General features: G+C 64.6%; 32 protein-coding genes. All 32 read right to left on the bottom strand.

Going from position 1 to position 25,905, the window contains the following annotated elements; genetic code table 11:
* Positions 1-281: 281 nt before the first annotated feature.
* Positions 282-3,308 carry a host specificity protein J gene (locus OEJ36_RS20740; protein ID WP_263403175.1) on the bottom strand — a complete coding sequence of 1,009 codons (3,027 nt, stop codon included), beginning with the start codon at positions 3,306-3,308 and terminating at the stop codon, positions 282-284.
* 61 nt (positions 3,309-3,369) lie between these two features.
* Positions 3,370-3,990 carry a tail assembly protein gene (locus tag OEJ36_RS20735; protein WP_263403174.1) on the bottom strand — a complete coding sequence of 207 codons (621 nt, stop codon included), beginning with the start codon at positions 3,988-3,990 and terminating at the stop codon, positions 3,370-3,372.
* A gap of 38 nt (positions 3,991-4,028) precedes the next feature.
* Positions 4,029-4,457, bottom strand: a complete 429-nt coding sequence (locus OEJ36_RS20730; RefSeq protein WP_263403173.1) for a hypothetical protein — start codon at positions 4,455-4,457, stop codon at positions 4,029-4,031.
* A 14-nt stretch (positions 4,458-4,471) separates the two neighbouring features.
* Complete coding sequence (locus OEJ36_RS20725) at positions 4,472-4,888, bottom strand: DUF2846 domain-containing protein (RefSeq protein WP_263403172.1); 417 nt, start codon at positions 4,886-4,888, stop codon at positions 4,472-4,474.
* A 6-nt stretch (positions 4,889-4,894) separates the two neighbouring features.
* The gene (locus OEJ36_RS20720; RefSeq protein ID WP_263403171.1) at positions 4,895-5,614 is read right to left on the bottom strand and encodes a C40 family peptidase; all 720 of its coding nucleotides are present in this window, start codon (positions 5,612-5,614) and stop codon (positions 4,895-4,897) included.
* 2 nt (positions 5,615-5,616) lie between these two features.
* Positions 5,617-6,426: a phage minor tail protein L gene (locus tag OEJ36_RS20715; protein WP_263403170.1), complete on the bottom strand. Its 810-nt coding sequence runs from the start codon at positions 6,424-6,426 to the stop codon at positions 5,617-5,619.
* Positions 6,423-6,761, bottom strand: a complete 339-nt coding sequence (locus OEJ36_RS20710) for a phage tail protein (protein ID WP_263403169.1) — start codon at positions 6,759-6,761, stop codon at positions 6,423-6,425. Before OEJ36_RS20710 ends, OEJ36_RS20715 begins: the two co-directional genes overlap by 4 nt.
* Positions 6,761-9,790: a phage tail tape measure protein gene (locus OEJ36_RS20705; RefSeq protein ID WP_263403168.1), complete on the bottom strand. Its 3,030-nt coding sequence runs from the start codon at positions 9,788-9,790 to the stop codon at positions 6,761-6,763. The genes OEJ36_RS20710 and OEJ36_RS20705 overlap by 1 nt, the downstream gene beginning before the upstream one ends.
* Complete coding sequence (locus OEJ36_RS20700) at positions 9,787-10,041, bottom strand: DUF1799 domain-containing protein (protein WP_317891596.1); 255 nt, start codon at positions 10,039-10,041, stop codon at positions 9,787-9,789. Before OEJ36_RS20700 ends, OEJ36_RS20705 begins: the two co-directional genes overlap by 4 nt.
* A gap of 68 nt (positions 10,042-10,109) precedes the next feature.
* A complete protein-coding gene (locus OEJ36_RS20695) occupies positions 10,110-10,493 on the bottom strand; it encodes a phage tail assembly chaperone (protein ID WP_263403167.1) in 384 nt (127 codons plus the stop codon).
* 9 nt (positions 10,494-10,502) lie between these two features.
* Entirely contained in the window at positions 10,503-11,159 is a 657-nt protein-coding gene (locus OEJ36_RS20690) for a phage tail protein (RefSeq protein ID WP_263403166.1), read from the bottom strand.
* Between the two features lie 53 nt (positions 11,160-11,212).
* The gene (locus tag OEJ36_RS20685; RefSeq protein ID WP_263403165.1) at positions 11,213-11,626 is read right to left on the bottom strand and encodes a DUF4128 domain-containing protein; all 414 of its coding nucleotides are present in this window, start codon (positions 11,624-11,626) and stop codon (positions 11,213-11,215) included.
* The gene (locus OEJ36_RS20680; RefSeq protein ID WP_263403164.1) at positions 11,623-12,048 is read right to left on the bottom strand and encodes an HK97 gp10 family phage protein; all 426 of its coding nucleotides are present in this window, start codon (positions 12,046-12,048) and stop codon (positions 11,623-11,625) included. Before OEJ36_RS20680 ends, OEJ36_RS20685 begins: the two co-directional genes overlap by 4 nt.
* On the bottom strand, positions 12,048-12,443 hold the full coding sequence (locus OEJ36_RS20675) for a hypothetical protein (RefSeq protein ID WP_263403163.1): 396 nt from the start codon (positions 12,441-12,443) through the stop codon (positions 12,048-12,050). Before OEJ36_RS20675 ends, OEJ36_RS20680 begins: the two co-directional genes overlap by 1 nt.
* 2 nt (positions 12,444-12,445) lie before the next feature.
* The gene (locus OEJ36_RS20670) at positions 12,446-13,456 is read right to left on the bottom strand and encodes a hypothetical protein (protein WP_263403162.1); all 1,011 of its coding nucleotides are present in this window, start codon (positions 13,454-13,456) and stop codon (positions 12,446-12,448) included.
* Positions 13,453-13,971, bottom strand: a complete 519-nt coding sequence (locus OEJ36_RS20665) for a DnaT-like ssDNA-binding protein (protein WP_263403161.1) — start codon at positions 13,969-13,971, stop codon at positions 13,453-13,455. Before OEJ36_RS20665 ends, OEJ36_RS20670 begins: the two co-directional genes overlap by 4 nt.
* A 61-nt stretch (positions 13,972-14,032) precedes the next feature.
* Positions 14,033-14,434: a hypothetical protein gene (locus OEJ36_RS20660; RefSeq protein ID WP_263403160.1), complete on the bottom strand. Its 402-nt coding sequence runs from the start codon at positions 14,432-14,434 to the stop codon at positions 14,033-14,035.
* Between the two features lie 12 nt (positions 14,435-14,446).
* Entirely contained in the window at positions 14,447-15,373 is a 927-nt protein-coding gene (locus OEJ36_RS20655; protein WP_263403159.1) for a DUF2184 domain-containing protein, read from the bottom strand.
* A 24-nt stretch (positions 15,374-15,397) separates the two neighbouring features.
* The gene (locus OEJ36_RS20650; RefSeq protein ID WP_263403158.1) at positions 15,398-15,826 is read right to left on the bottom strand and encodes a hypothetical protein; all 429 of its coding nucleotides are present in this window, start codon (positions 15,824-15,826) and stop codon (positions 15,398-15,400) included.
* Complete coding sequence (locus tag OEJ36_RS20645; RefSeq protein ID WP_263403157.1) at positions 15,826-16,953, bottom strand: DUF2213 domain-containing protein; 1,128 nt, start codon at positions 16,951-16,953, stop codon at positions 15,826-15,828. The genes OEJ36_RS20650 and OEJ36_RS20645 overlap by 1 nt, the downstream gene beginning before the upstream one ends.
* A gap of 1 nt (position 16,954) precedes the next feature.
* Complete coding sequence (locus OEJ36_RS20640; RefSeq protein WP_263403156.1) at positions 16,955-18,772, bottom strand: anti-CBASS protein Acb1 family protein; 1,818 nt, start codon at positions 18,770-18,772, stop codon at positions 16,955-16,957.
* On the bottom strand, positions 18,772-20,058 hold the full coding sequence (locus tag OEJ36_RS20635) for a terminase large subunit (protein ID WP_263403155.1): 1,287 nt from the start codon (positions 20,056-20,058) through the stop codon (positions 18,772-18,774). Before OEJ36_RS20635 ends, OEJ36_RS20640 begins: the two co-directional genes overlap by 1 nt.
* Positions 20,045-20,515 (bottom strand): DUF2280 domain-containing protein, encoded by a 471-nt coding sequence (locus tag OEJ36_RS20630; protein WP_263403154.1) that lies wholly within the window; start codon positions 20,513-20,515, stop codon positions 20,045-20,047. Before OEJ36_RS20630 ends, OEJ36_RS20635 begins: the two co-directional genes overlap by 14 nt.
* A gap of 31 nt (positions 20,516-20,546) precedes the next feature.
* Positions 20,547-21,209: a putative metallopeptidase gene (locus OEJ36_RS20625; RefSeq protein ID WP_263403153.1), complete on the bottom strand. Its 663-nt coding sequence runs from the start codon at positions 21,207-21,209 to the stop codon at positions 20,547-20,549.
* Positions 21,170-21,514, bottom strand: coding sequence for a phage holin family protein (locus tag OEJ36_RS20620; protein WP_263403152.1), 345 nt, complete (start codon positions 21,512-21,514; stop codon positions 21,170-21,172). Before OEJ36_RS20620 ends, OEJ36_RS20625 begins: the two co-directional genes overlap by 40 nt.
* A complete protein-coding gene (locus tag OEJ36_RS20615) occupies positions 21,507-21,908 on the bottom strand; it encodes a phage holin family protein (RefSeq protein WP_263403151.1) in 402 nt (133 codons plus the stop codon). The genes OEJ36_RS20620 and OEJ36_RS20615 overlap by 8 nt, the downstream gene beginning before the upstream one ends.
* 758 nt (positions 21,909-22,666) lie before the next feature.
* Positions 22,667-23,245: a hypothetical protein gene (locus OEJ36_RS20610; protein WP_263403150.1), complete on the bottom strand. Its 579-nt coding sequence runs from the start codon at positions 23,243-23,245 to the stop codon at positions 22,667-22,669.
* The gene (locus OEJ36_RS20605) at positions 23,242-23,700 is read right to left on the bottom strand and encodes a RusA family crossover junction endodeoxyribonuclease (RefSeq protein WP_263403149.1); all 459 of its coding nucleotides are present in this window, start codon (positions 23,698-23,700) and stop codon (positions 23,242-23,244) included. The genes OEJ36_RS20610 and OEJ36_RS20605 overlap by 4 nt, the downstream gene beginning before the upstream one ends.
* Entirely contained in the window at positions 23,693-24,259 is a 567-nt protein-coding gene (locus OEJ36_RS20600) for a hypothetical protein (RefSeq protein WP_263403148.1), read from the bottom strand. Before OEJ36_RS20600 ends, OEJ36_RS20605 begins: the two co-directional genes overlap by 8 nt.
* A 1-nt stretch (position 24,260) precedes the next feature.
* Positions 24,261-25,214 carry a DnaT-like ssDNA-binding domain-containing protein gene (locus tag OEJ36_RS20595; protein ID WP_263403147.1) on the bottom strand — a complete coding sequence of 318 codons (954 nt, stop codon included), beginning with the start codon at positions 25,212-25,214 and terminating at the stop codon, positions 24,261-24,263.
* 1 nt (position 25,215) lies between these two features.
* Entirely contained in the window at positions 25,216-25,524 is a 309-nt protein-coding gene (locus tag OEJ36_RS20590; protein ID WP_263154035.1) for a lambda phage CII family protein, read from the bottom strand.
* A gap of 2 nt (positions 25,525-25,526) precedes the next feature.
* Entirely contained in the window at positions 25,527-25,781 is a 255-nt protein-coding gene (locus OEJ36_RS20585; protein ID WP_263403146.1) for a helix-turn-helix domain-containing protein, read from the bottom strand.
* Positions 25,782-25,905: the final 124 nt, after the last annotated feature.

Here is a 25,905-nt window from a genome sequence, read left to right as displayed (position 1 = left end):
CGCTCCGTAAGCAATGACGGTACTTAGTCGAGTGCTCAAGGTGTTGTTGAAGGTCCAGGAGATAACCCGGCCATCCAAGCGAACAGCCGCACCTACAACGCCCAGCCCTCGATAAGAGTCCGTAATGCAGGTGAAATACAGGGTGCCGAGCACGGAAACCGGAATGGTGAAACTTCCGTTTGATGTTCCTGTTTCCACATACCCCGCGTGCCGACTCAAGCGGTCCGTGTGGCGCAGCGTTATTCCGCCTACTGCACTTCTTACGCGAAGTCCGACTGCCATCAGTGCAATACCCCCAGTTCAACTACAAGAACTCCGGTAGTTGTATCGGTCAGATAGAAACCCTCGTTGTTCAACGCCAGGCTGTAGCCGGTCCCCTGCCCGTTCAGTTGGATTTCCCCGTTCTTACCCAACCGCCAGCCACGGCTGTTGGCCACGTAGTTATCCGACTGCAGCGTGTCGGTGATCTTGGCGAAGGAGATTGAGGCGTTGCCGATGACCGCATCGTTCATGAACACCTGCCCGTTCTGGACCACGAACGGCGACACCAGGCTCGACGATCCAGTATTGGGGTCGATGATCGCCACCCGCCCTGCGGCCAGCAGAATCTGGCTCTCGATCACGCCCTCGTCGTTCTCGACGCCAACGCCGATGCCGGCCATGTAGGTCCGGCCGTCGACTGTGAGCTGGGTCTTGATCGTGTACATTGCGGCGAGCGCGTCGGCCAACTGCTCCACAGCGACCATCGCTCCGCCGCCGTCGTTGATCTTCGTGAGTAGCGCCTGCGCCAGGGCGGTCTCGCTGATCCGCTTGCTGAAATACTGGTCGTAGTCGTCCTGGTTGGCTGACGACTGTCCTCGCGTCCAGGCCGTCCATGGCCCGACGTTGCCCAGGCGGTCAACCAGTCGAGCCTTGAACCAGAGCACCACGCCAGCAGCGAGCTGGCCCAGGGTGTGCTCGGCGATCGGATAGGCGTACTGCCCGAGCAGAGTGGCCCCGGTGTCACTGGCCGCGACGTTCTGCATGATCTCGGTGTGGGCGGTGTCGCCGGCACCGGCCGGGAACCCCCAGCGCAGATTCATCGCGAACACAGCAGGCGTGGCGGTGAACGAAGCCAGCGCAGGTGGGTCGCCGACCTTGCCATCGAGGTTGGTGAGCACCGAGGTGGCGGCGACGGACACCACGTCCATGACGTTGACCGCGCGCACGCGGGCCAGGTAGGCGCCGGCGTAGATGCCCACGATGTCCACGTTCGTGTTGCCGGTGCGCGGCAGCTTGATCCAGTCGCCATCATCACGGCGCCACTCCACGTCGTAGGCCACGGCATGCTCCGGTGCCACCCAGCGGATGGTCGCGGTGGTCACCGTCAGGCCCTGGGACACCGCGCTGCTCGTGATGATCTGCACGTCGGTGGGCGGGGCCTGGTGGCTCGGTGGGATGACGGTGATCGGGCGGTCCTCGATCCGGGCGCCGGTGTCCACCTCCTCGAATTTGTTCGGGTCGTGCTGGGTCGCCGTGATCGTGAACAGGTGCATGTCGTCCCGAGCGATCCCGGTGACTCGGAATTGCTGGACGGCCAGGTCGTCAGCGTCGATAGACCACTGCAGCTGCGCCTGCGGCACCTCGCTGTAGGCGGTGGTGACGGTCACCACGCGGCCCACTACCGCCTCGATCGTGCGCGCCTCAGCCCGGCCGCTGGGCAGGTTGATGAGCAGCCGGTCACCGGCCTTCGCCGCCGGCTCGCGATCGAGCGTCAGCTGCCGGCTCGCCTGGAACGAGCCGATGCGCCCACCGATGGGCCGGCCGGCGAGCAGCGGGTCGGCAATACCGATGATGTAGCCCGGCATCGGGATCTGACCGTCGAGCCCGACCTGGAAGGTCACCACGCGGTCCTTCGCGTTGGTGAGAAGGGCCCAGGCACCGCGGCGCTGCGCCTCGGATTCCTTCGTGCAGCCGATGGCGCTGAGTTCCAGCAGGTTGACGCCGTAGCGCCGGATCAGCGCCAGGTCCGGCGGCGGCGCCGTTACATCGGACTCGTAGCCGTTCGCCGGGTTGTCGTAGCTGACCAGCGCCCGGGTGAACCTGGTGCGCTCGCTGCTGCTTGAGTAGGTGAACTTCCCGTCGATGACGTTGGCGCGGGTGTACAGGTAGTCGATGTCCCTCGGCATGTCGGCGATCGACACCATCTGGCCCTGGGCCCAGTAGGTCATCCCGCGGTAGATCGCTGCGAGATCACGCAGCACCGTCCAGGCCTCGGACTTCGACTGGATGTAGATATTGCAGGTGTAGCGCGGCTCCTGGCCGCCCTGCCCGTCCGGGACCAGTTGGTCGCAGTATTGGGCGATCCTGTAGAGCTCCCATTTGTCGACCATCCAGGTCTTGACCCGCTTACCCAGGCCGAAGCGCTCCATGGTGATCACGTCGTAGGTGATCCAGGCCGGGTTATCGGTCCAGGCGGGCTGGAAAGTGCCGTCCCAAGGCCCGGAATAGGTGCGGGTCGCCGCGTCGTAGTTGCTGGGCACCTGCACGATGCGCATTCTGGGCTCGCACGACACCTGGGGGATGTTGGTGAACTGCGAAGCGTCGAACTCGATGTACAGCAACGCGGTGTTGGGGTAGCGGAGCTTGCTGTCGATGACCTCGGTGAATGCGGTCACCATCATGGTGTCGGCAACCGCGCCGGTGCTGCTGTTCGGCGTGATCCGGCGGACGCGTATCTGCCAGCCGCTGGTGGCCGGCGGGAGGTCAACGCGGTGGCTGCGCTCGTAACCGGAGGTGGTCTTCCCGCTGGCCGCGGTACTGATCACGGTCTGGTAAGCCCCACCATCGGTCTGCACGTCGATTGCATAGGCGACGGTGTAACCGGTGACATCTCCATTGGATTGCTGCTGCTGGAGAGCCGGCCAACGAAAGCGAAGGCGCACTGCCGACAGCTGCAGGTTGGTGACCGCGCGAACGTAGGGGGTGCTGCTTCGAAGCTCGACGTTCTGGGCGATCTCGTTCTCTACCGAGGCCATACCCTGGATGTAGCTCTGGTGCTGGCTGCCAGGGCGAAATTCCCACTTCACGCCTGGGAAGTTGCTGGTCCCCGCCGCGTCTGTAAGCGGCGTTCCATCGAGGAATATGCGGGAGCCGTCGAGCTGGCCCGCAAACTCGCCTTCGCCGAGCGCCAACAACATCTTGGCCTTGGCCACGGAACGCAGGCTATCGGGAGACTCCACCGGTTGTCTGCCCTTACTCTCCCCGCCTTTCCTGCCATGCAGCTCGACGCCCTGGGCAGCGAGCATGTACTCGTCGAATTCGATCATGGGTTTCCTCTGGGCATAAAAAAACCGCCCTCGGGCGGTGTGTGGTGGTGCGGTGGAGCCGTCAGGCGATGTCTTCAGCCCAGATGCCGGCGGAGATGATGGCGCCGCCAATGCGCCGATAGCCGTAGCCCAGTCCCATCGGGTTGCCCATGGCCGTAGTGTTGACCGGGCCGCCGAATGCATAGCTGGGTTGGTTTTCGGTGGCCTGCCGCCCCTTCAGCCCCTTGGCTTGTGGGCTGAGCATCTGGATGACGCCTCCGATCATCAGCGCGACGCCGATTTGGGTGAGGTACATGGAACTGCCCCCGGTGAAGGGCGACATAACGACACCGACGACAATCAGAACGACGCCGATGATGGTTTGAAGTACGCCGCCCCGCTTGCTCCCGGCAAGCACTGGCACGATGCGAATCTCGCGTGTTCCCCCGAGCTTGAATTCGCCTTCGGCAACGTTGCGACGGTTACGGAATATCGCGTAGCGCTGGCCGTTTCGGCTGGCCCGCTCAATCTCCTGTCGGAAGCCGGGGATGGTGTTGCGCAACGCGCTGAACGCCTCCCAGGTACTCCCGCCGTCGAGCTGAAAGCGGTGCTCGCGCCCGAACAACCGGGCCAGCCGTCCGGATAGCAGGATGGTGCAGAATGGCGCGTGGTGGAGTGCTGTAGCCACGATTCCTCCGGGCATAAAAAAACCGCCCGAAGGCGGTCGTGTGTCGTGAGCGGTTAGGTCGAGCTGGGCCGGATATCGAGCCCGTTGGTGTCTCCCGTGATCCTGAAGCGCAGCACCTCGCCCGCCTCTACTCGAGTAGCGGTTTCCTTCAGGGGCTGGCCAACTTGCATCGCGCACAGTCCTTGCCCGGATGGGTCGCCGGACATGCCTACAATGCGGCGCCCGGCGGGAACGTAGAAGACGGCGCGCTCACCCACATCCATTCGCGCGGACAACTTCCCGTCGATGAGGACCGCAACGTAGCAACCGCCTCCGGCCAGCCACCCCTCGTCCCGCGTTACCACTATCTCGGCACTATCAGCCGACTTCAGCCCATAGGCGAGCAGTCGATCACCAGGGGTGGCGCTAAGCGATGCGCCTGGCTTACTGGTTGCACACCCGGCCAGAAGGGCAGCAGCTGCGAGAAAAATGATGGTCCGCATCGTTGATTCTCCTTTTACTTGATGCGAGTGAGCCGCAGCCCAAAATCAGAAGGGGTCAGGATGCGGTAGGCGATTGCGCCAGCAGGCTTCAAGTTAGCATCCTGCGAGGTCGCGACGTTGGGGCACGCACCTCCCCCGGTTTCCAGCCGAAACGAATACTCGCCCGGCTGTAGCTTGAGACTGATTCCCTCGCCGGCTCGAATGGAAAAAACCTTTCGATTGTTGACGTAAATGTCGTGAGTACATCCAACGCCAAGTATGCCGGTATCGCGCAGAAACAGGACCGACGCTTGGTCACCTTGAGCCTTGCCTACCAGGTCGCTCGCATAGATCCGCTCCGATGGTACTCGCTCGGCCTCGCCTTCGCTCACAGGGCTGGTCGAGCATCCCGCTGCCAACGCCAGTGCCAAACCGAGAAAAAGAACGCGCATCAGGTATCACTCCATGGCTGATTTCGGCCCAGTGTATCGCACCACCATTCGCGTCCGCTCCTGCCAGTAGCCGCCCCAGACATCGCGGCAGGAGGGCCGGCCGTACAGGTGGTGGAGGATATGGCCCTGGCCCAGGTAGATCGCGCCGTGGTTGATCTGGCGGGCTTGAATCTGCATGAGGATGACGTCGCCCTCCTGCAAACTGCCGTCCAGCACCTGCTCGAAGCCCGCGTCGCGGTAATGCGTCACGTAGAGGTCGGCCCCACCCTCCCACCAGTGCCAGTCGTGCGGGAACCTAGGCAGCTCGATGCCACGCTCCTGCCGATACCAGGCCCTGATCAGCCCGTAGCAGTCGTGGTCGGTGCCGTGCACGAAGTGCCGCCCAATGAGCGGCGCATCCTCGGGGGCGATGGTGCGCAGGTCACCCTCGGGCCAACTGACGATGTGCCAGGGCAAGTCGCCCGAGTTGCAGGCGGCCACGTCGCGTGGCGAGGGCTGACTGGTGCCGTCGGGATGGCTGTGCACCACCCCGATGACCTGGCCCTGGTCTTCGGCAGCTGCATAGGCCTCCGGGGCGATGCGGAACTCCTCGGCCGGATCCGCCGCAGTGTTCTCGCACGGCAAGTACACATGCCGACGACCGATGGCCACCACCAGGCCGCAACACTCGCGTGGGTATTCGGCCGCAGCGTGCTGTTGCACGGCGGCCAGGATGTGCTTGCGCATGGTCAATTGCTCCGCAGGAGTGAAGCGCCCGGGAACCCCCCGAACGGCAGTTCATTGTTCTCTCCCCATCGAGGTTTGCAGCCGGTGGAGAGCAGCCCCGAGCACCGGTCTTTCTCGGGATCGTCAGTGGGGTTTCCATCCTCGTCGAACATCGCCGCGCCGGTGTAACCGCACTCCGGCCCTCGGTAGCGGCCTCGGACACACCATTCGCAGATGCCGGAGATAATTCGCCCCGGGATTGTTTGCCCCTGCATGTCGGCCGGGCTGGACAGCTCCCACTGCACCACCTCGTTGGTTTCCAGCGACTTCCGGTCGGCGTACCAGATGTCGATCGACTCTTGGGTGGGGTCAGCGTCGGGGTTGCCGCCTTCGAAGTTCTCGGCGTCCAGGTAATGCGCCATGGTGTGCCGGACGGTCACCTGGGCTTGCAGAAGGTCTTCGAAGTAGAGGCACGCGGCGCTGATCGATCCGTCGATGTTGCCCACGGATAGGGTCGGCGTTGCTGGCGAGCCTGTGCCGCTTGCCTCGATGCCCTCGATCTGGCAAGGCCAGGCGCCATACTCCTCGCCCTGCCACCAGATGGACCTTGCAGCCAGGTCCGTCGTCCTGCCAATCAGCAGCGAGGAATCACCCGCCAGCCACTGCAGGGAGCCGGCATAGAGAGGGTTGGCTGCGGCATCCACATCCTCGGGGCGCAGCACGATGTTGTGCCCGTGGAAACGCAGGAAATCGCCGCCGAAGGCCGTGCAGTCGACCTCGATCAGTTGCACCAGGCTGCCGGGCTCCAGCTTCTGGAAATCGGTCCGGATCATGGGTGAAACGCCTCCTCAAACCTTGCGGTGAACACCACGAAGCCCCCGCCGACAAAGCGGAAGCTCCAGCTGGATGACTGATAAAGCCCGGTTTCGCCCCATGGGTTGGTCCATGCGAAAGAGCGACCAAGATGACGCCTCATGAACGACCGCATCTGAGCCGCCGCCGCCTTCGGTTCCGTACAGGTGACGGCCCAGGTCTGGTTCACCGAGTTCAAGCCGTCACCAGACGTCTGGCGGTAGCCGTCCCCGAACTGTGCGGACCGCACCGTGCCCTCCTCCTGCCCATCGTCTCCGCGTTGTACACGCCAGGTGAAAGTCTCAAGTGCTGCCATTACGCTCTCCCGCTCGCGTTCCGCCAGCTCGTGCCGCCAGGGCGCCAGGAATCGGCAACGACCTTCTCCGCAACGGACTTGAACTGGTTCTGTAGGTTGTTCGCCAGGGCCTGTTGGTCCAGTTCCCCGCCCTGGGCGGTGCGGTCCTGAGTGACCACAGTCACCGGCGCGTTGACTGTCACGTTGACCCCGCCAGCAGCGGCGGCCGCAGCAGCACCACCGCGGCCAAGCGGCGTGATGCTGCCTCCCTGCTCTCCGGTCATGAGGTAGGTTTTGCCGTTCTGGTTCAGCAGCTCGGGGCCCAGCTCGTTGACCTCATAGAGGGAATTCGGCGACACGTCGCCACCGCCTGCGCGCTGGCCGGCGACCCAACTGTCGAAGGACGAGCCGGTGTAGCCGGACGTGGTAGCGCCGGCACTGGTACTGCCTGCAGCTGCACCGCCGCTGAAGTAGCCGCCCACCATCGACCCAATCGCACTGGAAGCGATGGACGAAAAGATCCCGGTGACGGCCTGCCTTGCTGCGATGCGCGCCAGGTCAGCCAGGACGCTCTTCGTGAAGTCGGCGAATGACATCTTGCCGGTCACCACGAACTGCGTGATGGCGTCCTCCATGTTGTTGAAGCTGCTGGTGACGAAGGACTTCGCCTGGCTCGCGGCATCCCGCGCGCTCTCCATGTAGGTCTCGAAGCCCGCGCGGACGCCGTTGGTCCAGTCACCCTGGGCGGCGTCCAGCTTCTCGTAGTAGTCCTCTTGCATGGCCAGGCGCTGGTCCAGCGCGCTGCGCAGGGCCTCGGTTTCCTGGTCGTACAGGCCCTGGCTGATCTGGCCCTGGTTGAACTGCTCCTGAAGGCGCCGGCTCTGCTGCTCGAAGTCTTGCTGGATGCGCAGGGTTTCCTGGGCGCGCTGCCGCGCCTGGTCGCCCATGCCGATGCCGGCGAGCTGCAGCCGCATGCCGTCCTGGGCCTGGCTCTGCTGGGCGTCGAGGCTGGCCTGGTAGCTGGCCAGCTTGATCGCCTCGCTGCGCAGCCGCAGCTGCTCCTGCAGCACGACTTGCTTCTGGATTTCGGCACGGATCTCGTCCTCACTCGCCAGCACCTGCTTCTGCTGGGCGGTGAGGATGTGCCGCTCCTTGAGGTCGGCTACTTCCTGGTTGAACTTCGCCAGGGCGCGCTCGGCAGTGCTGAGCTTTTCGGTGCTGCTCAGCTGCTCCGTGAGCGCGGCATTCTCCCGGGCGATCGCTGAAACGCGGGCGTCGCCGGCATCCTTCCGGACCGAGCGAGTGCGCGGGGTGCGCTCCTTGTACTTCTCGCGCAGCTGCTTCTCCAGCGCTGCTTCTTCGTCGGCGGTGATCTTGTATCCGGCGGCGCGCGCCTTGTTGATCTCCCGCTGGCTGTCCAGCAAGGCTTTCTGCAGCTTCTGCTGCTTCGAGGCGGTGCTATCCAGGGACTTCTGGATGTTCTCGTAGGCTTTATTGCCCTCCCGATCAATTCCCTTCCAGTACCCATCAAGTGCCGCAATCTCCTTCTCAGCATCGCGACGAGACACCAAGTCATCGCGCTGCTCGCGCAGGCGATTCAGCGATTCTTCACGGTTGGAGAAAAGGCCGAATCCGCCCTGTTGTGCCTGTGCGATTCTACGGTCTACGTCGGCGATGCGGTCGTCGTAGGGCACCTCACGCCCGATGTCGAACATCACATCCAAGGCGCTCTTGGCTGCGTCGGTTACACCCTGCCAGCTTCGCTCGATGACACCCAGGTTCTGCTTTATGCGTTCGGATCGCTCGTCGATTGTGTCGCTGAGTGCGTGCCACGCAACACGTGAGGCGCCGATGGTATCGCCCTCCTCCTGCAGCGCGCGGACCTGTTCGAACACACTGGCGGTGAGGAAGTTGTATTTCTCGTTCAGGGTCACAACGCCCTTCACCGGATCTTCGCCCAGCTTGGCGAACTCGGCGATGGTGACCGATGCGGCCTGGACGCCGGCCCTCTCCCAGGCGATAGCGGACGTGGCGGCCATTTCGAGGGCGTCGGAGGTTACCTTGCCGGTACCAGCAAGCTCAGCCAGCACCTTCGCAGCCTTGCCGGTGGTGCCTATGGTGTCGCCGACCCGCTGCGCCATGCTGGCCAACTGATCGACGGTAGTGCCTGCCGCGTTACCGGTGCTCTCCAGGGAGATGCGGAACTTGTCCTGCTCCTCACTGCCCTGGTAATAGGCCACGGCCAAGGCACCGACTGCAGCCGCTGCCAGGGTGTAGGGGTTCACCAAGCCGAGGATGTAGCCGCCAAGGGCGCGGGCTGCGGGCCCGATGCCGCCGAACATGTCTTTCAGCTGGCCGCCCTGCTGCAGGAACACGGTCAGCGGCGATTGCCCGGCCTGCAGCGACACGACGATGTCGGTCAGCTGAGCCGGCACGTTGCGCAGAGCGGCGGCGGTGGCCTTTGCGGTCATGCCGGTCTTTGCCAGCTTGTCGTCGAACTGGCCCAACGCGGCGCGAGACTGGTCGATCCGTGCGCTGTAGTCGGCGAATTCCGCCGGGCTCAGCACGCCAGCCGCCTTGAACCTGCCCAAGCGCTCTTGCATGTCGTCCAGGCGACCATAGGCGGCCACCGTGGGGTCGATTTGCCCGAGCAACTTCTGCAGGTCTGCGGCCTGGTCGGTAAATGCGCCGGAGGCCTTCGCGGTCTGGGCGGCGACTCGCTCTTCCGACATCGCCAGCGCGCGGCCACGATTGACCATCTCGCCCTGGAACCGAGCCCAGTCCGTGGACTCCTTCGAAACCCGCGCCATGGACCCGGCAGCGGCCTCCAGGTTGGTCGACAGGGTCTTGGCGTAGTCGCTGCTTTCCAGCGACGCCGCGACCATGGCTTTGATGCGCGCAGCAGCAGCCTCAGCCGATTCCCCCACCCGCTTCGTCGCCTGCTCGGCACCGGCGCCGGCAGTCGTCAGGCGGTCAAGGTTTTCGGCCGCTTCGGCGGCATCCGCCGAATCGACGCGAATACCCAGCGAAGCGAGGGACGGAGTGGTCATGAGGATTCCTGGATGCGTTGCTCTGCCATCACGTCCAGCGCTTCGAACTCCATGACACGGAGGTCACCGAAGAGCTGCCGGCGATCGGCGGGGATGTTGAGGAGGTCAAAAACGGCGGGGATGGCGGTGTAGTCGAGACCGGTCGCACCGCACATACCGGTGCGCCACTGCGTCCGCATCGTCTCGAAGACCCGGAAGGCGTCCCAGTTTTCCGGGTACACCTGCAGGGTCTCCTCGGGGATGTCGGCCAGCGTCAGCCCCAGGAGGCCGAGGGATTCGGCATCGATCGGGGGCTGGTAGAGCTGGGCCGCCGCCGCCCTCAGTTTCCCAGGCGGGCCGGGGCGTAGCCGCCTTCGAAGGCTGCCAACACCGCGTCGGGCACTGCGGCCAGGCCTCCGACCAGGGCGGCCAGGTTCTTCGCGTTGTAGGGCTCGTCGAAGCCCCAGTCCTTCACCACCACCTTCAATTCCTGCAGCTGGAAGGCCGTGGAGCGCTTGGTGATATCCGCCACGGAGACGCTGCCGTCCTTGAGCAACTCGAATACAGCGCGCCGCTCTTCATCCTTGCGGTCGACATAGGCCGCGAACTTGCTGCGTTCGAGGAAATGGAAGGTGAAGGGCACCTGGATCGGCTCGCCGCCGATGCGTGGGATGGTCACGTCGATGGTGAAGGTCGGGTCTTGAGAAATGCTGTACTTGGCCATGCTGCCCCCTTACGCGGCGTTGATGCGCACCGGGCGGCCCGACAGGCCGACGGTGATGGTTCGGGTCATGAGGTTGTTCCGTTCCATCGTCGGGGTGCTGGTGATGCTCACGTAGCCCGGGTAGAGGAGCTGGTCACCGTTGGGCAGCTTCAGGCGAAGCACCGTCAATTCCTTGTTGTCGCTGTAGTCCTCCACCACGTTGACGTAGGCGGCGGCCGGCTGGTCCTCGACGGTGATCGACACCGTGATGGGGTTGCGGTTGGTAGGTGCCTGGCGGTCGTCGTCGTCCTCCAGATAGCCCACGGTGAGGAAGTTCTGGTCCCCGCCGGTGACGGAGAAAGCGGTGACCTTCGAGACCTGGACCCAGGTAGAGACCGGGATCAGGTTGCCGAGGCCAGCGCCGGCGGTGAACTTCTGCAGGTTGGTGGTCTTCAGGCCCGCGAGCGCCAGGGTGTCAGCGGTGACGCTGGCGACGGCAGCGGCGCGGTCGGTGATGCCAGCCCAGCCGGATTCGAGCATGACGATGGCGCCGTTCTGCAGGTTGTGGTCGTCAGAAGTGACCACCGGCGGCGCGGCGTTGGTGATGGCGGTAAAAGCAATAGCGGCGCTGAGTGCGGAAGCGATCTCCAGCACAGAGCCGTTGGGCAGCGGGAAGCGTGCGGCCATGGTGTGTTTCCTCGTGGTTGCCCGCCCGGGGGCGGAGGGTTCGCCCGGACGGGCTATTTGTCGGCCTCACCCTGGTAGGTGAAGCTGGTTGGAACGGTGTAGGTGGTGCCCTCGACGATGCTGGGCCCAGGGTGAACGGGCGTGAGCACCAGGCCCTCGAATCCGCCATTGCTGAGCGCCATGTCGACGGGGAACAGGTCCGCAAGCTCGTCCACCAGCTGCTCGGGCTCAGCTGCTGGGCGCCCATTGGGCACCACGATGCTGACCTGGTAGACCCCGGTGTACTCGTAGGCCTCGCCGCCCAAGTAGCGGCTCAGGGTGCTGGCTGGCAGCAGGAAGGCGCGCAAGTAGATCTCGCCCTTTGGTGGTGTAAAGGGATCGGCGCCGAAGGCTACTTCGATCGGCCGGGCCTCAGCCCAAGGCGCCAGAAGCGCCTCGATAGCGCGTCGTGCGCGTGCGTGGCTCATGACGTGACCTCTCGGATTGCCTCGTCGACAATGTGCTGGAAGATGGCCAGGGTTACCCGCACCATGCCGGTGGGCGCCTGGCTGCTGTGCCCGTACTCGAGCGGGATCGCGTAGACCAGGTTATTCACCAGGTAAGCGGTCTGGCCGAAGCTGAGGTGCTGCACGTCGGCCACGAGGCGGGCGATGGTCTCGTGCCCCTCCTTGTCGAAGGTGTTGAGGCTGGCGGCGGCCGGTTGGTCGATGGTGAACTGCCAGTTCCCCCGGAAGCGCCCGGTGTCCACCGGGGACAGCCGAATCACCGTGGTGCCGATCTCGATCACCACGCGGCGGAACACCTCGTCCATGTCGTCGAGGGCCTGCTCGGCGAACCGTTGCAGCTGCTGGGAGAAACTGCCCTGCAGGCCGGCATAACGGCTGGCCATTACAGCTCCCTCGCCTGCACCTCGTACCCGCAGGCAAGGCCGGCGTAGTCCCAGGGCTTGCAGTGCTCGACGTTGTAGGTCGTGCCCGCGAAGGTGATGCGGTCCTTGGTCTTGGGCTTCGGCAGGTCGCTGCCGTCGAGCTTCACCGGCGATACCAGGAACTTGACGTCTCCGACCCTGATGGCCGTGCCGTCGATGTCCTCCTGGTCGTAGTCGGCCCGAACTGCTGAGCCGTTGTGGTCGACGCTGACCTGGCCAGCGCCTCCCGCCTCGGGGTCGTATTTGCCAGCGGGCCCGGTGACGCGCAGGACCATCTCCAGGCCCTTCCCGCCCTTACTGCGGGGCGCAAGCATGCTCGCAGCCATCTTGCGGCCGCGGTCGTAGATGTCAGCCATGTTCAGACCTTCAGTTGGTAGATGCAGATGCAGCGGCAGCCCGCTGTTTCGTCCTCGCCGGCGCCGAGGGAGGTATCGCCGGGGTACATCAGCAACGCGCCGCTTGGCGCGCGGAAAGGCTCGTGCAGGTGCACTACCTGGCCGCGCATCGCGCGATGGCTCACCCGGACCTTCTCGTCCGCGCGGTCCGACCAGTCCTTGGTCACCAGGTCCAGGGGCAGGCCCTGCTCCACCAGCTGCTCCCACGCCCGTTGGCGGCCGGCGTTGAAGGATTCGTGAGCGAGCCCCTTCGACAGCTGGTCAACGTGGGTGCGCATCAGGCGATCGGCGTAGCGCCCAACGATGCGTTCGGTGTCCGCGGCACTGACCGGTTTGCCCGCCTTGATGGCGCGCGTGACGATGCCGTCCTGGCGCCGGTCGCGCCTAGAGCGCTTCAGGAAGGCCGCGAGCTGAGCCGGGTCACCGCTGAGCAGTTGCTCCCGTGCCTTGGCGACATAGCGCGCCATGTTCCCCGGCAGGCCGACGGTGCCGCCGGTTCGCTGGCCGGTCTGAGCGCTCACACGCCCCAGCAGGTCGAGAGCGGCCTGGCGAGCAGGTAGCGCGCCCGAGATGGTCCGGCGGGACGACACGGCGGCGCGGATCGCTTCACGGACACCATCGGCAGCAGCCTGCCGGACCTCGCCAACCTGGCGTCCAACCCAGGCGTCGACCGGTCGCAGGGTCTGGTCGAACTCGGCCCGTCCAACCACAGAGCGAACGCTGCGCGGCAGCACCAGCACCGCCATTTCGTAGCGGCCGCCGGCAACGTAGGCGGCTCGCACCAGCTCCACCAGCAGCGCCAGTGCACCGAGCGCCAGCAGCGCGACCAGGCCTTCCTCGTCGTCATCCGCCAGCAGTTGCTCGACCTGTGCGACGGTGGCCGCGTCCACGGTGCGGCGGACGCTGTCCAGGTAGGCGCGCTCCAGCCCGGGCTCAAGCGCTTCGATCTGCCGCAGGATCTCCTGGGCGGTCATACGACGCGCACCGCGGGCGCCAGGCTGCGCCGCATCATCAGCGGGGCCAGCAGCTGGTCCACGGTGGCCAGCACCGGCAGTACCGCATCGGCACCGGCGTCGGAGTTGTCGAAGAACTCAGTTTCCAGCGGGCCCACCTTCTCGCGCTTCACCGCCCCGGCGCGCACGAAGTCCGGCCGCAGGCTGCCGGGGGCGGTCAGCTCGCGTAGAGCCGCCTCGTAGGTGGCGTATTCCACTTCGACCGGCACCTGCCCGGGGTCGATTGCGTCGCCGTTACGATCGATCGCACCAGCGCGCGGCCACTGCAGCAGTTGCGAGCGCCCGCCGACCTTGTGGCCGGGGAACGCCAGCACGGCCTTACCAGGCATTGGCAGCCTGGTGCCGAGCCCGTCAACGAACGACGACGCGCGCACCAGGGCGGCCTGCAGCACCGCATCTTCGCCGGTCCACGCGGCATTGCCGCGCGCAACATGGTAGGCCTCGGCGCCGGCAAGGGTTCCGTAGTAGTCAGGCATCGTCGTGTCTCGAATAGGTGGCCATCCATGGCCTGGTGTCGCCGTCCTGGCTGGTGGGGTATTACGAGTCCGCTTTGGTGGTAGCGGTGGTGTAGGCGGCGTCCAGCTCAGCCAGCGAGACGCCCTCGTCGGCCACCGGCACACCCAGCTCCTTGAGCTTGGCGGTCAGCAGCTCGGCGAGCTTCTTGCGCAGAGTCTCGTCCTTGGAGGTGGGCCCCGGGGTGGCGCCCAGTTCTACCAGCCGAGCCACCAGCTGCTCGCGGGTGTAGCCGTCGGCGGGACCATCGCCTTCCGTGGTCACGGCCGACAGCAAGCTGTGCTTGAGGTAGAAAGCGATGACCTTGTGGGCCTTGATCTTGTCCCAGACATCGCCGTCGACTTCGACGGTCTGTTGGGGCGGGACCAGTACGCCATTCGGCAGGCCGATCGGGGTGACGTTGCCGTTGTTGGTTACCTGTGCCATGTCATGCCCTCCTTACAGGCCGTCGACGTAGAGCATTTCTTTCGGACGGCGCACGTCGGTGCCGCCAAGTCGGAAGATGCCGGGGATCTCGATGCGCAGCGGGCCCGCGTCGTAGGGCTTCAAGAAGCGGTGCGGCATCGGGATGTGGATCTTCACCACGTTGGGGTCACGGCGATAGGCGACCATGCGGGCAGTGTTCCCGGCACCAGCAGTGTCCAGGCGGCGCATGGCACGAATGGTCAGCGGCAGACCGGTCTGCGCGGTGTACACGTTCTTTTCCTTCAGCCAGGACAGAATGGTGTCGGTGCCGTTGTCATTCAGCGGCGTGGTGCTGACGTGCAGGAACTTGCTGTAAGGCATCAGCAGGGTGTCAGCCAGGCCGGTGTAAAGAGTGCCAGCGTATTGACCTGCCAGCGCCTTGTTCACGTCGCCGAGGATCTGCCCGGGGGTGGCACTGTCCCAGTCGCCAGTGGTGGCAGCGGCAGCAGTAACGGTCGGGGCGTTGGTCAGGCCTACGAAGCCTTTGCGGGCATCACCGTACAGCGCGACCTGGTCGACCATCTCTTCGTAGGCGCGACGCGCAGCCGCCGCGTCAAGCCCCGGCAGGTTGATGCCGAGCCATTCCGCCTGGCTGATCTCTTCCAGGCCGTAGCCGTAGCCGATACCCGCCATGTGAACGGCGGTTTCGTGCTTGGCCATGTCGGTTCCGGCCATCGGGATGTCGTCGGCGTTGCCGTTGATCCAGTCGGCCTTACCGTACTTGTCGGAGGAGTAGTAGGTGACGGTCTTCGCCCACGGATGGGCGGAGGTATCCACCGGCACCAGGCCGGGATACTGGATTTCGGGGTACACGGTTTCGTTGACCTGGCGCTCGATGTGCGAGGTCTGCGCAGTAACGAAGCCCAGTGCGGCCTGGGCGTCGAGCAGTCGGTAAGTCATGGTTGGCTCCTGTTTGGTGGCCGATTACGGGGCGGGGGCAGACACGACGCCAAGGCGAACTTGGACGACCTGGCCGGCGGCAGTGGTGCTGGTGTCATAGCGAGCGCCGGGGATCAGTACGCCCCCCAGGGTTACGGTTCCACCGGCGCTAACGGCGCCCGGTGCTGCAACCCAGACGGGGCCTTCGGTGATCAAGCGGGCAGAGTCGTATTGCTTGAAGCCGTCGGCTTCGGCACGCAGCGAGCGCTCTCGTACGGTGATGCCGACAAACTGAGTTGCGGTGCCCGAGTTCTTGATGCCCTTGTCACTGGTGCCCTGGAAGGCAGGGAGACCGAAGCCGATGCCATTGGCATCCTCGACGGTGCGGGAGATGAGGGTTTTCGGAGACGAGTCCACCAGCTGGCCGGGGACCGCGGGGCGCATGTTTTCCGAGTAGGTGTCTTGAACGGCCATTACTTGGCACCTCCAGTTTTCCAGGCGTCCTGCAGACGCTGCTCATAGGCCGATTGACCGTTGTCGCTCGGATTACGGGGCTTGCTGTCCTGCGCGCGGAAGTGCGAACGGACCGGGTCGGGGCCGCCAGCGTCTTCGAGCAGGATGTCGAAGCGGGCGGAGATGTAGGCATCACCCTTGTCAGCGATCGCCGCATCGCCGAGCTTGGCCACCACCGCGGCCTTGCGGATCTCGTCGGCCGACTTGCCGGTATAGTCGCCGTCGGCGATCTGCTTCGCCTTGGCGATCAGGTCGGCGCGCTCTTGCACACGCTTGTCGATGTCGGCGTCGCTGAGCTGCTTGCCCTTCAGGGCGTCGATTTCGGCGTCCTTCTTGGCCAGCTCGGTGTCCTTGGCAGCCAGCACGGTTGCGTGGCTGTCGTTGACGGACTTCAGTTGGAATCCGGCGTCGCTGAGCTGCTTCTTCAGCTTCTCGATCACCTGTTCGCCCTGCTCGGTTACCTCGATGGTGAGGCCGTCGACCAGGATTTTGCGGAGTGCTTCAGCCATGTCATGGCCTCCTGTTGGGGTTGATTGCGCGGTTGGATCAGCGACGGGGGCGCGCTGATCCCCGATGCGCAGTTGCTCGCCGCCCCGAGCGCGATGCTCTTGGCTGAGATGGTTCATGGTCATGGGGCCTAGGTAGGCGTCGTAGGGTTCGCCGGCGGGCGTAAACCCATCCTTGAAGATCACTTCGGCGGTGTAGCCCATGGAAAGCTCGCGCTTCCCGGCCTCGTAATCGCGGATCGCTTCCGCATCCATCAGCACCAGCGGCACACGGACGAAATCGCCGTCGCGCAGTACCTCGCCGCCGGTCTGCCCTACCGCTAACTCCTTCCAGTTCTCGGAGTTGACGTCGGTTCCGGGGTGGCCATTGGTTATGGGCCGGTGGGCGTAGGAGTGCATGGCGTCTTTGTGGAACACCGACTCGGGAGGCCGGTAGACGCGCACGATGGGCATGTCGGGGCGGTCAAGCTCGGAACCCAGGTATTCCTGGATGCCGGTGCGGGCTACCCTTGCGTTGGCCACGAGGTAGCCGTCAGCGGTCCGGCGAACACCAGACACTGGGACGGAGTCGTACAGCAGCATGTCAGTCCTCTTTGGCGGTGTACGCCTTGGCGGGGTTGAGTTCCTCGAACACCTCGGGGCCCAGCAGGATGCGGCCGCGATACGGCACGACCTTGGCCAGGTCCAGCTCGCCGGCGTCGTAGGTGATGGTGATGTGGGGCTGGTACTCGGCGTAGTCCCAGGAGGCGCCAGCCTCACGGATAGTCATGTGTCGCCAGGTCAGTTCCGAGCAGTTGAACAGCAGGACGACCGCGCCCTCGCCGCCCAGGGGCTCGACCAGGCGCGCCCCGCCGGGATGCACCAGCAGCTCGCCGTTCTGATCCCCCCAGGAGCTGCCGACGGCCATCCAGTTCACGGCCTGCCGGCTGTAGGCGATCGTCACGTGCAGGTCATCGGCGGCCAAGGTGGTGCCGAAGCCCTGCGCCGCAGCCCATGCCAGCAACTCGTCGGCGTTGAGCACCTGGCGCGAAACGTAGAGCGACCGGGGCGCAGCATCGGTGACTGCTGTCCGCCGCTGATTCGGCAGGGCCTCGCCCTCCTCTTCGCCTTCCTCCTCGTCGGGCAGCTCGGTGCCGAACTCGTCCAGGGCGGCTTCCAGGCCCGGCAGCACGCTCTCCTCCACCAGCACCGTCGCGGCGGCCTGGCTCAGTGCGTCGCCGGGGAACAGCTTGGTTTCGGCCAGAATCTTGATCGTCTCGGCGGTGCGCTTGCCGTTCTCGGATCGCTCGGTAGCCGTTGGCTGCCACAGCGGTGCCCATACGTAATGGACCTCTGCCGGGCGCGTGCCCAGCGAGGAGCGCAGCAGACACTCGTCGAGCACCGTCATGCCCGGGCCAAGATCCAGCTCCTGGGCGGCCTGGATGCGGTCGTAGTAGTTGCGCAGGTCCGCTTCCCCCGTCGCGTTCAGTCCGGCCGGTGCTTGGCCGAGCAGCCGCGTGGCGGGGATGTCAGCGGCGCCCGACACCTGTTGCAAGAACCTGTCGATCACATCGGGGAGGCCGCTGAAGCTGGCCTGCTTCGTCTCGTAGTCCTCGTCGGCGTCGAGCAGCAGCGTGCCGTTGATGCCCTTCGCCGTGGCGGCCAGGTGGATACGCTCCATCACGCGCCGCTCAAATTCGGGGTCTTGGAGCTGATCCATGAAGTCGGGAATCTTGATGACGTCGACTTTGGCCTCGAATACCAGGCTGGCGACGTTGCCCATGGTGCTGTCGGACTGCTTCACGGCCTCGAACAGCGCCTGCAACACCGAATCGCCCCACCCGTAGTGGCTGGCCTCGCACATCTCCGGGTCGGGATGCTCGGCGCCCTGGAACAGCACCAGCCGCGACGGGTGGATGTCGACCGCGCTGTCGGCCAGGCGGTAGGCCTTGGGCTTCCCGAACAGGTCCGAAGCCGGGTCTTTCTCGATCTCCGTCGGGCTGAGCTGCCGCCTGTTCATGACGGTGAGGTACTTCAGCCCACCCGGGCCAATGCGCGAGGGGTCCAGCGGCAGCGAGGTGTCGCGGTCACCGGTCCCGATGAAGATCGCCGCCCCGCCGAACAGCCGCCCCCGAATCATCGCAGTGCGTACCTTGCTGCGCAGGTGCAGGCGCGTTTCGGTTGCCTCGATCTTCTCGATCTGGGATTTGTCGGCCTGCCATTTGCGCCACTTGCGAGTGGCGTCGAGGGCCGGGATGTCGACGATCTTGCGCGGCAGCCAGGCGCCCCGGTAGGCGTTGACCAGCTCCTGGTCGGAGAGGAACGTCGGCGCATACACGGAGCCCGACGCCTTGTCGCGGCCGGTGCCCAGGTTCGCCACCAGGTTGACCAGCTTGTCGGTGAGGAAGCGGAACGCGCCCATCAGGAGACCCCTGCGAGTGAGTACCGCTTGATGGGGTACTCGTGGTGGATGAAGTAGCCGCCGGCGTCAGGCCGGTGGTCGTTGCCGGCCTTCTTGTCCGGCTCGCCGTTGTCGCCCCACACCTGCTGCTCCAGGTCGTCGGCGTAGGTCGGGCAGCGATCGGCGTTCACGAGGTAGCGCCGCTGGCCCTGCGCGTTGCGGAACATGGCGTTCATGCAGTTGATGCGGTCCTTGACCGGGGGGTTGGCGTCCGGGGCGTGCACGCTGAAGCCCGCCTGCTTCAGGAGAGCGATGTCGGTGAGGCTTGCATTGACCGACTTGCGCGAGTCGCCCGAGGCGTCGGGGTAGATGCGGATCTGCCGCGTGTTGCGGTAGTCCTTGCCGTCGAAGAGCCAGTAGCGCTCCTTCAGCTGGCGGACCATGTCCGGGGTGTCGTAGCCGTTCACGATCTCGTCGACCGCATGGGGCAGGCCCAGGCGCTTCACGTGGACGATTGCGGACATCTTCCCGACGTTGAAGTCCATGCCGACGAAAATGGGCTCGCCGGCCTGGACGGTCTCCTTGCTGGCGTTCAGCGCCCTGTCGTAGGCGGTGTAGATGGTCCCCGCCGTCAGGTTGACGAACTGGCCGTTCAGGTAAGCCCTGATCAGCTGCTCGGGGTAGGACTCCATCAGCGACGGGATGTAGTCCGCCGGCAGGTTGAGTTCGTTCTGGAACGTGGAGGCCTGGACCAGGCCGTACAGCGAGGACAGGTGCGGCTTCTCGCGTATCCCCTTCACGAACTGCTGATAGACGAACTTGAAGCCCTCGGGCGTCGTGGTGACATCCACCCCGTTCTTCAGCCCGTCGACCTTGAAGCGCATGCGCGCAATGATCTTGCGCCAGGCGTGCTGGGCCTTCGCCAGCGCAAGCACGTCTAGCTCGTCGACCAGGGCGTGTCCGATCTTGAAGCCGACGATGGTCGAAGGGTTGTCCATCGACCGGCATATGGTGGTGCTGCGGTAGCGGCCGCCCCAGTAGTAGTCGACCTCCTTGTCGCTCACCTTCACACGGACCTTCACGCCCCAGTCGTGCGCCACCTCCTCGATGGTGGGGAAGAAGATGTCGCGGATCTGCGGGTAGGTCGGCGCGAAGTAGCCGCTGTCGATGCCTGGCCACTTCAGCACGTGCTGCAGGAGGCCCGCGCACCCTACCCAGGTCTTGCCCGAGCCGAACCCGGCGACGAAGCCGCGGAACTTGTGCGGCAGCTGCAGGAAGCGGCCCTGCGGGACGTTAAGCGTCGGCATCGTCTGGCTTCCTCGCGCTCGCGTCGACGATGGTCACCTCTACGGACGACGGGGGCACATCGTCAGGAGGCGTCTCGGCCCGAGCCTGGCGGTTCACGTACATGTCGCCGCACTCCTTGGCGGCCTGCTCCAGGGCCTGCATGGCCAAGGAGATGTTGCGCATGCCCTCGGCCTTCTCCACGAAGCGCCCCAGCGCGCGCAGCCGGTAGGCGCGGTTCGCGATCGCAATGTCGGCGGTCTGCTCCCGGAACTGCTGCCGGCAGTGGTGGAACAGCTCCACCCACTTCTTCGCCAGGCCTCGGCCGGCGTACTTGGTCGGGTCGTGCGACTCCACCTGCTGGCGGCTGACCTCGATGCCGTAGTCCTTCTTGACCTGCTCGGCCACCTGCGATGGCGTGTCGAAACAGGCGAGCGCCTGCACGATGAACGCTTTCACCTCGCCGTTAAGCGCTGCCATAGGGGGTCGTCCGTCAAAACCTGTCAGGGGATCAGGCCGACTTGAGGAGACAGGTTCCGCAGGCCCTCGCGATGTTGGTCAAACCCACCTCTGGCGGGTTGCCGGCGGCCTCGATGAGCCGCTGGACTTCGTGGGTGGGGCCGTAGCGCCGGACAACGCCGACGAACTCCTCCACATCGTGGCCGCGGAGCGTGAGCTTCGGCAGGCCGGCGTCGGTGAACTTGGGTGCGCCGTATTCATCCAGCGCCTGGGCGACGTGGTACAGCTCGTGCTCCACCAGGGCGCAGAAGTCGGCGTCGGAACAGATGGTGCTGTAGTCGGCGGCCAGGGTGATGACGATGTCGGGCACGCGGCCGAACCATTCCCCCATCTGCTGCTCGCCCCGGGCGCGCTGCCAGCCCCCAACACGGAACGCCACCTGTTCGGCCTGGCCCAGCACCATGCGGCCGGCCTTGCGGTAGGTCGTGCTGGCCCACATGAATTCAAGGTCAGCCTCTGCCAAGTGGGCGTGGTCTTCGTTGAACAGCCTGGCCCCTTCGCGGATGAAGGTGGCCATCACCCACTCGCGCAGCTCAGGCGCTGGCACCAGGTCGGCCGGCCAGCGGCCACCGTCGGGGATATGCCCTATGCGGGCAGGCGGGAGGGGTCGCCGGGTTACAGCGTCTGCCCCCTGCGTCGCTCGATTCCGGACCATGGGCGCTCCCAATCCACACGAAGAAGAGCCGCGACGTTGCCGCGTGCCCGGTACAGCTGAATGGTCAGCACCACCAGCAGGCCCACCAGCAACGGCGAGACCGGATCCACCGGCATGCCGTACACCGAGTGGAGCAACACCGACAGGCCGTAGCCGCCGGAGAGGAACGCCAGCAGCCAGGCCATCAGGGACGGGACGAGCTTGTACTGGTGCCCGTCAGGCCTCCAGAAGACGATGCGCAGGCAGAAGGCGCCGCAGGTGACTGCAGCAACTGCTGCCCAGGGGTCGAGAGGGGTGCTAGTCATTGGTGCCTCCGGAACCAGGGCGGCCCAGCGCGTGGCGAGCCCAGGACAGAGCCGCGCGTATCCAGCTCGGCATCTGCCCGCCCTTCACCCACTCGGCCACGCTGATCAGCAGCGTAACGATCAGGGCAGCGGCGACCAGCGCCGGGAGCCCACTGAACGTGGTAACGCCTCGCCCGACCATCTCGGTCGCAACGAAGTAACCACCGATCCAAGAGACCACCAGGTAGCCGAGTCGTGCCCAGATGGACAGGTCACGAGCCCAGGTCACGAAGAAGAGCGCGCCGCCGCAGGCGCCGATCACGGCGCTGATGTCAACGCCGGGGATCATGGAAGCCGCAGTGATGCCGAGGAGGCTCGGTACTGCAGAGGCTGCAATCGAGCTCGGCTCGGTCATGGAAATCTCCAAAGCGGTCGTGTGCGCATAAAAAAACCCCGCGAAGGCGAGGTAAGTTCAAATAAAAAAGCCCAGCAATTCTGCTGGGCCCTGTCGAAAGCTAAAGAACTATTTCTGTATCGATCGTCGGTTCAGGTCTTTCGGCTGTTGATCCTGCGGAGGCAGCTGCTCCTGCACTTTCGTGGGCCCTTGATGATTCCCACTTGTTGCAGCCCCTTTATTCTGGGCCTGCTGATTTTTACCTTGATTATCACTATTTCGGCTGTTCATTCTTTTTCTCCGTTGATGAGGTTGTACATTAAGCCTCTCGCGGGAAATAGATAGTCAATGTAGACCGCCGGTAATAGTGGCTCAATGACTTGTAGAGCCTTTCTACAGTGAAGGCCAGCAGGGCCGGCACCTCAATGCACTACAAGAGCTGCCTCACCTTCAATGTGTGGCATGTACTTATTCAACTCTTCCAAATTAACGAAAGCAGCTTCAAGCTTTCGCCCAACAAAGACACAAAACATCGAGTCATAACCCCCGTCACGAATTCGTTTGGGGACATCCGAACCAATTAATTGCGAAATACTAATTCGCTTACTTTTCATACTCACCTCTTCTGATAAATATCAGTATGACAGAGAAGAGTGATTAAAATATTTCGAAAGAGAAATAAAAAGCCCGACATCTAGTCGGGCCTTGATATTTAAGACATTTCTTTCGAGCGATGAATCGCAAAGTGACAAAAATCTATCAAAACACTCGTCAAATGGTCAAGCGGCCTTGTGCTGCTTGACCACAGCCGCCACCGGCCGAAGGGCTTTTGCATCGAGTTCGTCGATGGTCTTCGCTAGTGTCTCCCACACCACGGCCCAATCCCTGGACCAGTTACTGGCGTCAACGCGGTAGCCGTACCAGTCCTGCACGAACAGGCAGACGCGACCTGGCCCCCACCCTTCCCCGCCCCACACCATGCCGCGGTGCGAGTTGAACGCGGCCATGGCCATCCAGTAGGCCACCGCCTGGCGCCTGGGCGACATCGCCTGCATCTCGGTTGTGAACCAGACCAGGGCGTGAGCGATGTTCAGGTCCTGGCCGTTGCCCACCGGGGAGTAGAGCGCGTGCCCGAAGTGCTGCAGCGGCTTCGGTAGCGTGGCGATGGCGCTCTGCACCAGCCCCGAGGCCAGCATGTGGGCGCATCGGCTGTTGGTTTCCTGCCGCGACGGGAAAGTCTCGTTGGCCACCCTGCCCCGCTTCCCAAGCGTCGCCTTGTCGGCAGCGACGGCCAGGGCCGACGGGGTGCTGTCGTGGAATGCATCGTGCCATGCCTGGCGCGCTCCAATGAGCCTCATACTGCCTCCTGGTGATCTGCGGTGTAGAGCGGCACAACGCGCACCCTCACACCTGGTGTTTCCGCGTAGCGCTTGCGCACCACGGTGTCCACGACCTGGACGTCGTCGACCCACACGGCTCCGTTGAGGCCGTCGAAAATGGCCTTGATGACGTTGTCCATGTCGGGCTTCTTGGTGGGGAAGACTCGGCCGGCCACGGCCAGGGCTTTCAGCTTTTTCGACATCGACTGAGGGATGCTCAGGCCCATGTGCATCTCAACCAGCACCGGGCCGTCGATCAGTGCACGCGCTTGCATGGCCTGGCTGCCGGCATGGGCGATCAGCCCCTCGTAGTTGACGGTCTTCGCCGGTGTGAACAGCCGAGCGTGCTGCCCGACCTTCCCCACCCGCGGCCTGCCCTTCCCCACTGGCTCGCCAGGCACGAAGAACTCGACGATCTGCAGCAGCTCACGCATGGCGGGGCTCCCGGTGGATGCCCATCTTGCCCAGCAGCAACTCGCGCGCCTGCTTGCCGTCCGTGGGCAGCTCCTGCAGGCGGATCAGTTCCTGGGCCTGCTTGTGGGAATGCGCGTACTGCACCTGCATGGGCGATTTCACCTCGTGGCCGATCGCCTCCGGGATGTGGTCGTCCAGCGGCTTGCCCATCACCGCCCTGGCCCGGACGATCGCGTAGTTGCGGCTGAAGCGAGCGCGCAGCCCTTTGTCGTTGAGCCTCGCGCCCTGCAGGTCGAAGGGGCCTGTGGCCCTGGCCGCAACTCGGACGGCTTCGTGGCCATAGACGCCCTTCAGCGCCTGATCCCATGCCTCGTCCTCGGTGGGTAGGCCTTTCACGTGCTGGCAGAGCGCACGGAAGGTGTTGGCTGGCGGCGGCCAGTCGAATTCGTCGCCGCGGTCGACCAGTGCGGCAAGACCGACAGCCAGCTGCGAACCGGTGAGGCCTGCAAGCACCTTGCCCCACACGCTTTCGGGCTTCGGCAACGCCCCGTAGTTCGAAATCCAGCGATGGCCGTACATCTCAGTCATCTTGAGCCAGAAGCTGTCCAGCAGCTTCGTCGCCAGTGTCCCGGTCGGCGTCTCGCTCGGCGATGGCTTGCTGCACTCGGTCGAGGGCTGAGCCAGAGCCTTGCCCACCAGCGCCGCTGCGCGGGGGGCGGTGTGGATTGGTTTTTGTTTGAAGTGGTCCGGCACCTGTTCCTGTGGACTGTGCATAGCGGGTCTTCCTCTTGAGTTCCTGGGCCAGTGCGTGTTCCCACTGGCCCTGGGATTGGTGTTTGTCGGGGCAATTGATCCAGTACGAACGGAACTCGAGCAGGACGTCGTCGCTGAGTGCGGCCGCTTGCATGCCGTTGCGCAGCAGCGTCGCCTTCCAGCCCTTGGGGCTCGGTATCCAGTGGTCATGCATGGCGAAGCGGCCAGCGACGCCGATGGGCTCGCGCGGTAAATCAGGGGGGGTAGGAAGAACTCCGGAGGTGGGCCCCACCTCTGGCCCCACCTCTTCCGAACCTCCGTTCCCACCTACGGCCCCACCTGCCGCGTCGTAGTCGCTGAAGCCCACGTGATCCGGGGCTTCCAGAGTTTCCGGCTTGGCCCCAGCTAAGGCCCCAGGTCTGGCCCCACCTGCGCCGGAAATACGGCCCCACCTCTCCGAGGCGGATTTATCGTGTGCGGCGTGGGGGAGCTGGAACACGAGAGGGCCAACGGATGGCAGAGGCGCGAGAAGGCCCAGGCGGGCCAGGCTGTCCAGGGCGTAGCGGATTTCCTTGCGGGTGGCGGTGTACGCCGGCCGGCCAGGTGACGCGGGGATGCTTAGCAGTTCGCGCAGCATCTGCTCGCTCAAGCGGCGTTCGACCCCAGCAATGCCGGTGGCGAAGTCCATGGCTCGGCGGATCGCGCAGTAGACCTTGAGCAGGTGGTGCGGCTCGTCAAAGAGCGCATTCCACTCGTCGTCGTTGATCTGGAACGCTGGCACTTCAGTCGAACTCCAGCTGGTCGACGCCCTGGATGTGCTCCATGTAGCGCTTCGCCTGGTGGAGGATCGTTTCGATGTCGCGCTCGTGGAAGCAGCGCATTTCCTTGGGAACGATCTTCAGGTCCAGCACCGCCAGGATCTCGGCGAACTGCTGGAACTTCTCCGGCTTCATGCGGCTGATGGTCGCTTCGTCGCAACCCACTGCAAGCGCCACAGGCCCATTGCCTATCGACGCAAGGCGCTGCATGAGAACGGCGAAGTTCTTGCGGGCTCTTACCGTCTGTTCCTGGCTCAATTGCTCCGTGGACATGGCTATGCCACCGATTGGGCAACACCACCCTGCTCCGGAGTCGTGAAGCGCTCTGGATACAGGATGTGGATTTCGGTCAGGTCGCCGCCGAAGACTCGAGCGAGCTTTTCAGCGGTGGTCGGCGAAGCGCGCTGTTCGCAGCGTTCGATCCTGGAAAGGTTGCCGGTATCGATGTTCTCGCCCAGATCACGGAGGCGATCGCAGACGTCAGCGAGTCTCCACTTCCGTTCGGTCCGGGCCTTCTTGAGAGGGGTCATGGTTGGTTGCATGGCTGTGCCCTATGTGAGTGCCAATTAATTCTGCGCACAGCGCAGATTTATTTGCAAGGAAATCTGCGCCACGCGCTTTGCGTGCCACGCAGATGCAGCCGGAAAATCAGGA

It is taken from the genome of Pseudomonas sp. PDM13 (assembly GCF_025685765.1).
Lineage (GTDB): Bacteria > Pseudomonadota > Gammaproteobacteria > Pseudomonadales > Pseudomonadaceae > Metapseudomonas > Metapseudomonas solani.
The sequence above is the reverse complement of the archived record's forward strand: the minus strand, read 5'-3'. Positions and strand labels throughout refer to the sequence as shown.

Excerpts from the sequence above, each read along its gene's own strand:
- OEJ36_RS20730 (WP_263403173.1), bottom strand. The coding sequence starts at position 4,457 with ATGCGGACCATCATTTTTCTCGCAGCTGCTGCCCTTCTGGCCGGGTGT.
- OEJ36_RS20605 (WP_263403149.1), bottom strand. The coding sequence starts at position 23,700 with ATGCGTGAGCTGCTGCAGATCGTCGAGTTCTTCGTGCCTGGCGAGCCA.
- OEJ36_RS20690 (WP_263403166.1), bottom strand. The coding sequence starts at position 11,159 with ATGGCCGCACGCTTCCCGCTGCCCAACGGCTCTGTGCTGGAGATCGCT.
- OEJ36_RS20725 (WP_263403172.1), bottom strand. The coding sequence starts at position 4,888 with ATGCGCGTTCTTTTTCTCGGTTTGGCACTGGCGTTGGCAGCGGGATGC.
- OEJ36_RS20675 (WP_263403163.1), bottom strand. The coding sequence starts at position 12,443 with ATGGCTGACATCTACGACCGCGGCCGCAAGATGGCTGCGAGCATGCTT.
- OEJ36_RS20665 (WP_263403161.1), bottom strand. The coding sequence starts at position 13,971 with ATGCCTGACTACTACGGAACCCTTGCCGGCGCCGAGGCCTACCATGTT.
- OEJ36_RS20650 (WP_263403158.1), bottom strand. The coding sequence starts at position 15,826 with ATGGCCGTTCAAGACACCTACTCGGAAAACATGCGCCCCGCGGTCCCC.
- OEJ36_RS20705 (WP_263403168.1), bottom strand. The coding sequence starts at position 9,790 with ATGACCACTCCGTCCCTCGCTTCGCTGGGTATTCGCGTCGATTCGGCG.
- OEJ36_RS20645 (WP_263403157.1), bottom strand. The coding sequence starts at position 16,953 with ATGCTGCTGTACGACTCCGTCCCAGTGTCTGGTGTTCGCCGGACCGCT.
- OEJ36_RS20610 (WP_263403150.1), bottom strand. The coding sequence starts at position 23,245 with ATGAGGCTCATTGGAGCGCGCCAGGCATGGCACGATGCATTCCACGAC.
- OEJ36_RS20670 (WP_263403162.1), bottom strand. The coding sequence starts at position 13,456 with ATGACCGCCCAGGAGATCCTGCGGCAGATCGAAGCGCTTGAGCCCGGG.
- OEJ36_RS20620 (WP_263403152.1), bottom strand. The coding sequence starts at position 21,514 with ATGACTAGCACCCCTCTCGACCCCTGGGCAGCAGTTGCTGCAGTCACC.
- OEJ36_RS20720 (WP_263403171.1), bottom strand. The coding sequence starts at position 5,614 with ATGCGCAAGCACATCCTGGCCGCCGTGCAACAGCACGCTGCGGCCGAA.
- OEJ36_RS20685 (WP_263403165.1), bottom strand. The coding sequence starts at position 11,626 with ATGAGCCACGCACGCGCACGACGCGCTATCGAGGCGCTTCTGGCGCCT.
- OEJ36_RS20625 (WP_263403153.1), bottom strand. The coding sequence starts at position 21,209 with ATGGTCCGGAATCGAGCGACGCAGGGGGCAGACGCTGTAACCCGGCGA.
- OEJ36_RS20680 (WP_263403164.1), bottom strand. The coding sequence starts at position 12,048 with ATGGCCAGCCGTTATGCCGGCCTGCAGGGCAGTTTCTCCCAGCAGCTG.
- OEJ36_RS20710 (WP_263403169.1), bottom strand. The coding sequence starts at position 6,761 with ATGGCAGCACTTGAGACTTTCACCTGGCGTGTACAACGCGGAGACGAT.
- OEJ36_RS20635 (WP_263403155.1), bottom strand. The coding sequence starts at position 20,058 with ATGCCGACGCTTAACGTCCCGCAGGGCCGCTTCCTGCAGCTGCCGCAC.
- OEJ36_RS20655 (WP_263403159.1), bottom strand. The coding sequence starts at position 15,373 with ATGACTTACCGACTGCTCGACGCCCAGGCCGCACTGGGCTTCGTTACT.
- OEJ36_RS20715 (WP_263403170.1), bottom strand. The coding sequence starts at position 6,426 with ATGATCCGGACCGATTTCCAGAAGCTGGAGCCCGGCAGCCTGGTGCAA.
- OEJ36_RS20740 (WP_263403175.1), bottom strand. The coding sequence starts at position 3,308 with ATGATCGAATTCGACGAGTACATGCTCGCTGCCCAGGGCGTCGAGCTG.
- OEJ36_RS20640 (WP_263403156.1), bottom strand. The coding sequence starts at position 18,772 with ATGGGCGCGTTCCGCTTCCTCACCGACAAGCTGGTCAACCTGGTGGCG.
- OEJ36_RS20615 (WP_263403151.1), bottom strand. The coding sequence starts at position 21,908 with ATGACCGAGCCGAGCTCGATTGCAGCCTCTGCAGTACCGAGCCTCCTC.
- OEJ36_RS20585 (WP_263403146.1), bottom strand. The coding sequence starts at position 25,781 with ATGACCCCTCTCAAGAAGGCCCGGACCGAACGGAAGTGGAGACTCGCT.
- OEJ36_RS20600 (WP_263403148.1), bottom strand. The coding sequence starts at position 24,259 with ATGTACGGCCATCGCTGGATTTCGAACTACGGGGCGTTGCCGAAGCCC.
- OEJ36_RS20630 (WP_263403154.1), bottom strand. The coding sequence starts at position 20,515 with ATGGCAGCGCTTAACGGCGAGGTGAAAGCGTTCATCGTGCAGGCGCTC.
- OEJ36_RS20660 (WP_263403160.1), bottom strand. The coding sequence starts at position 14,434 with ATGGCACAGGTAACCAACAACGGCAACGTCACCCCGATCGGCCTGCCG.
- OEJ36_RS20735 (WP_263403174.1), bottom strand. The coding sequence starts at position 3,990 with ATGCCCGGAGGAATCGTGGCTACAGCACTCCACCACGCGCCATTCTGC.
- OEJ36_RS20590 (WP_263154035.1), bottom strand. The coding sequence starts at position 25,524 with ATGTCCACGGAGCAATTGAGCCAGGAACAGACGGTAAGAGCCCGCAAG.
- OEJ36_RS20695 (WP_263403167.1), bottom strand. The coding sequence starts at position 10,493 with ATGGCCAAGTACAGCATTTCTCAAGACCCGACCTTCACCATCGACGTG.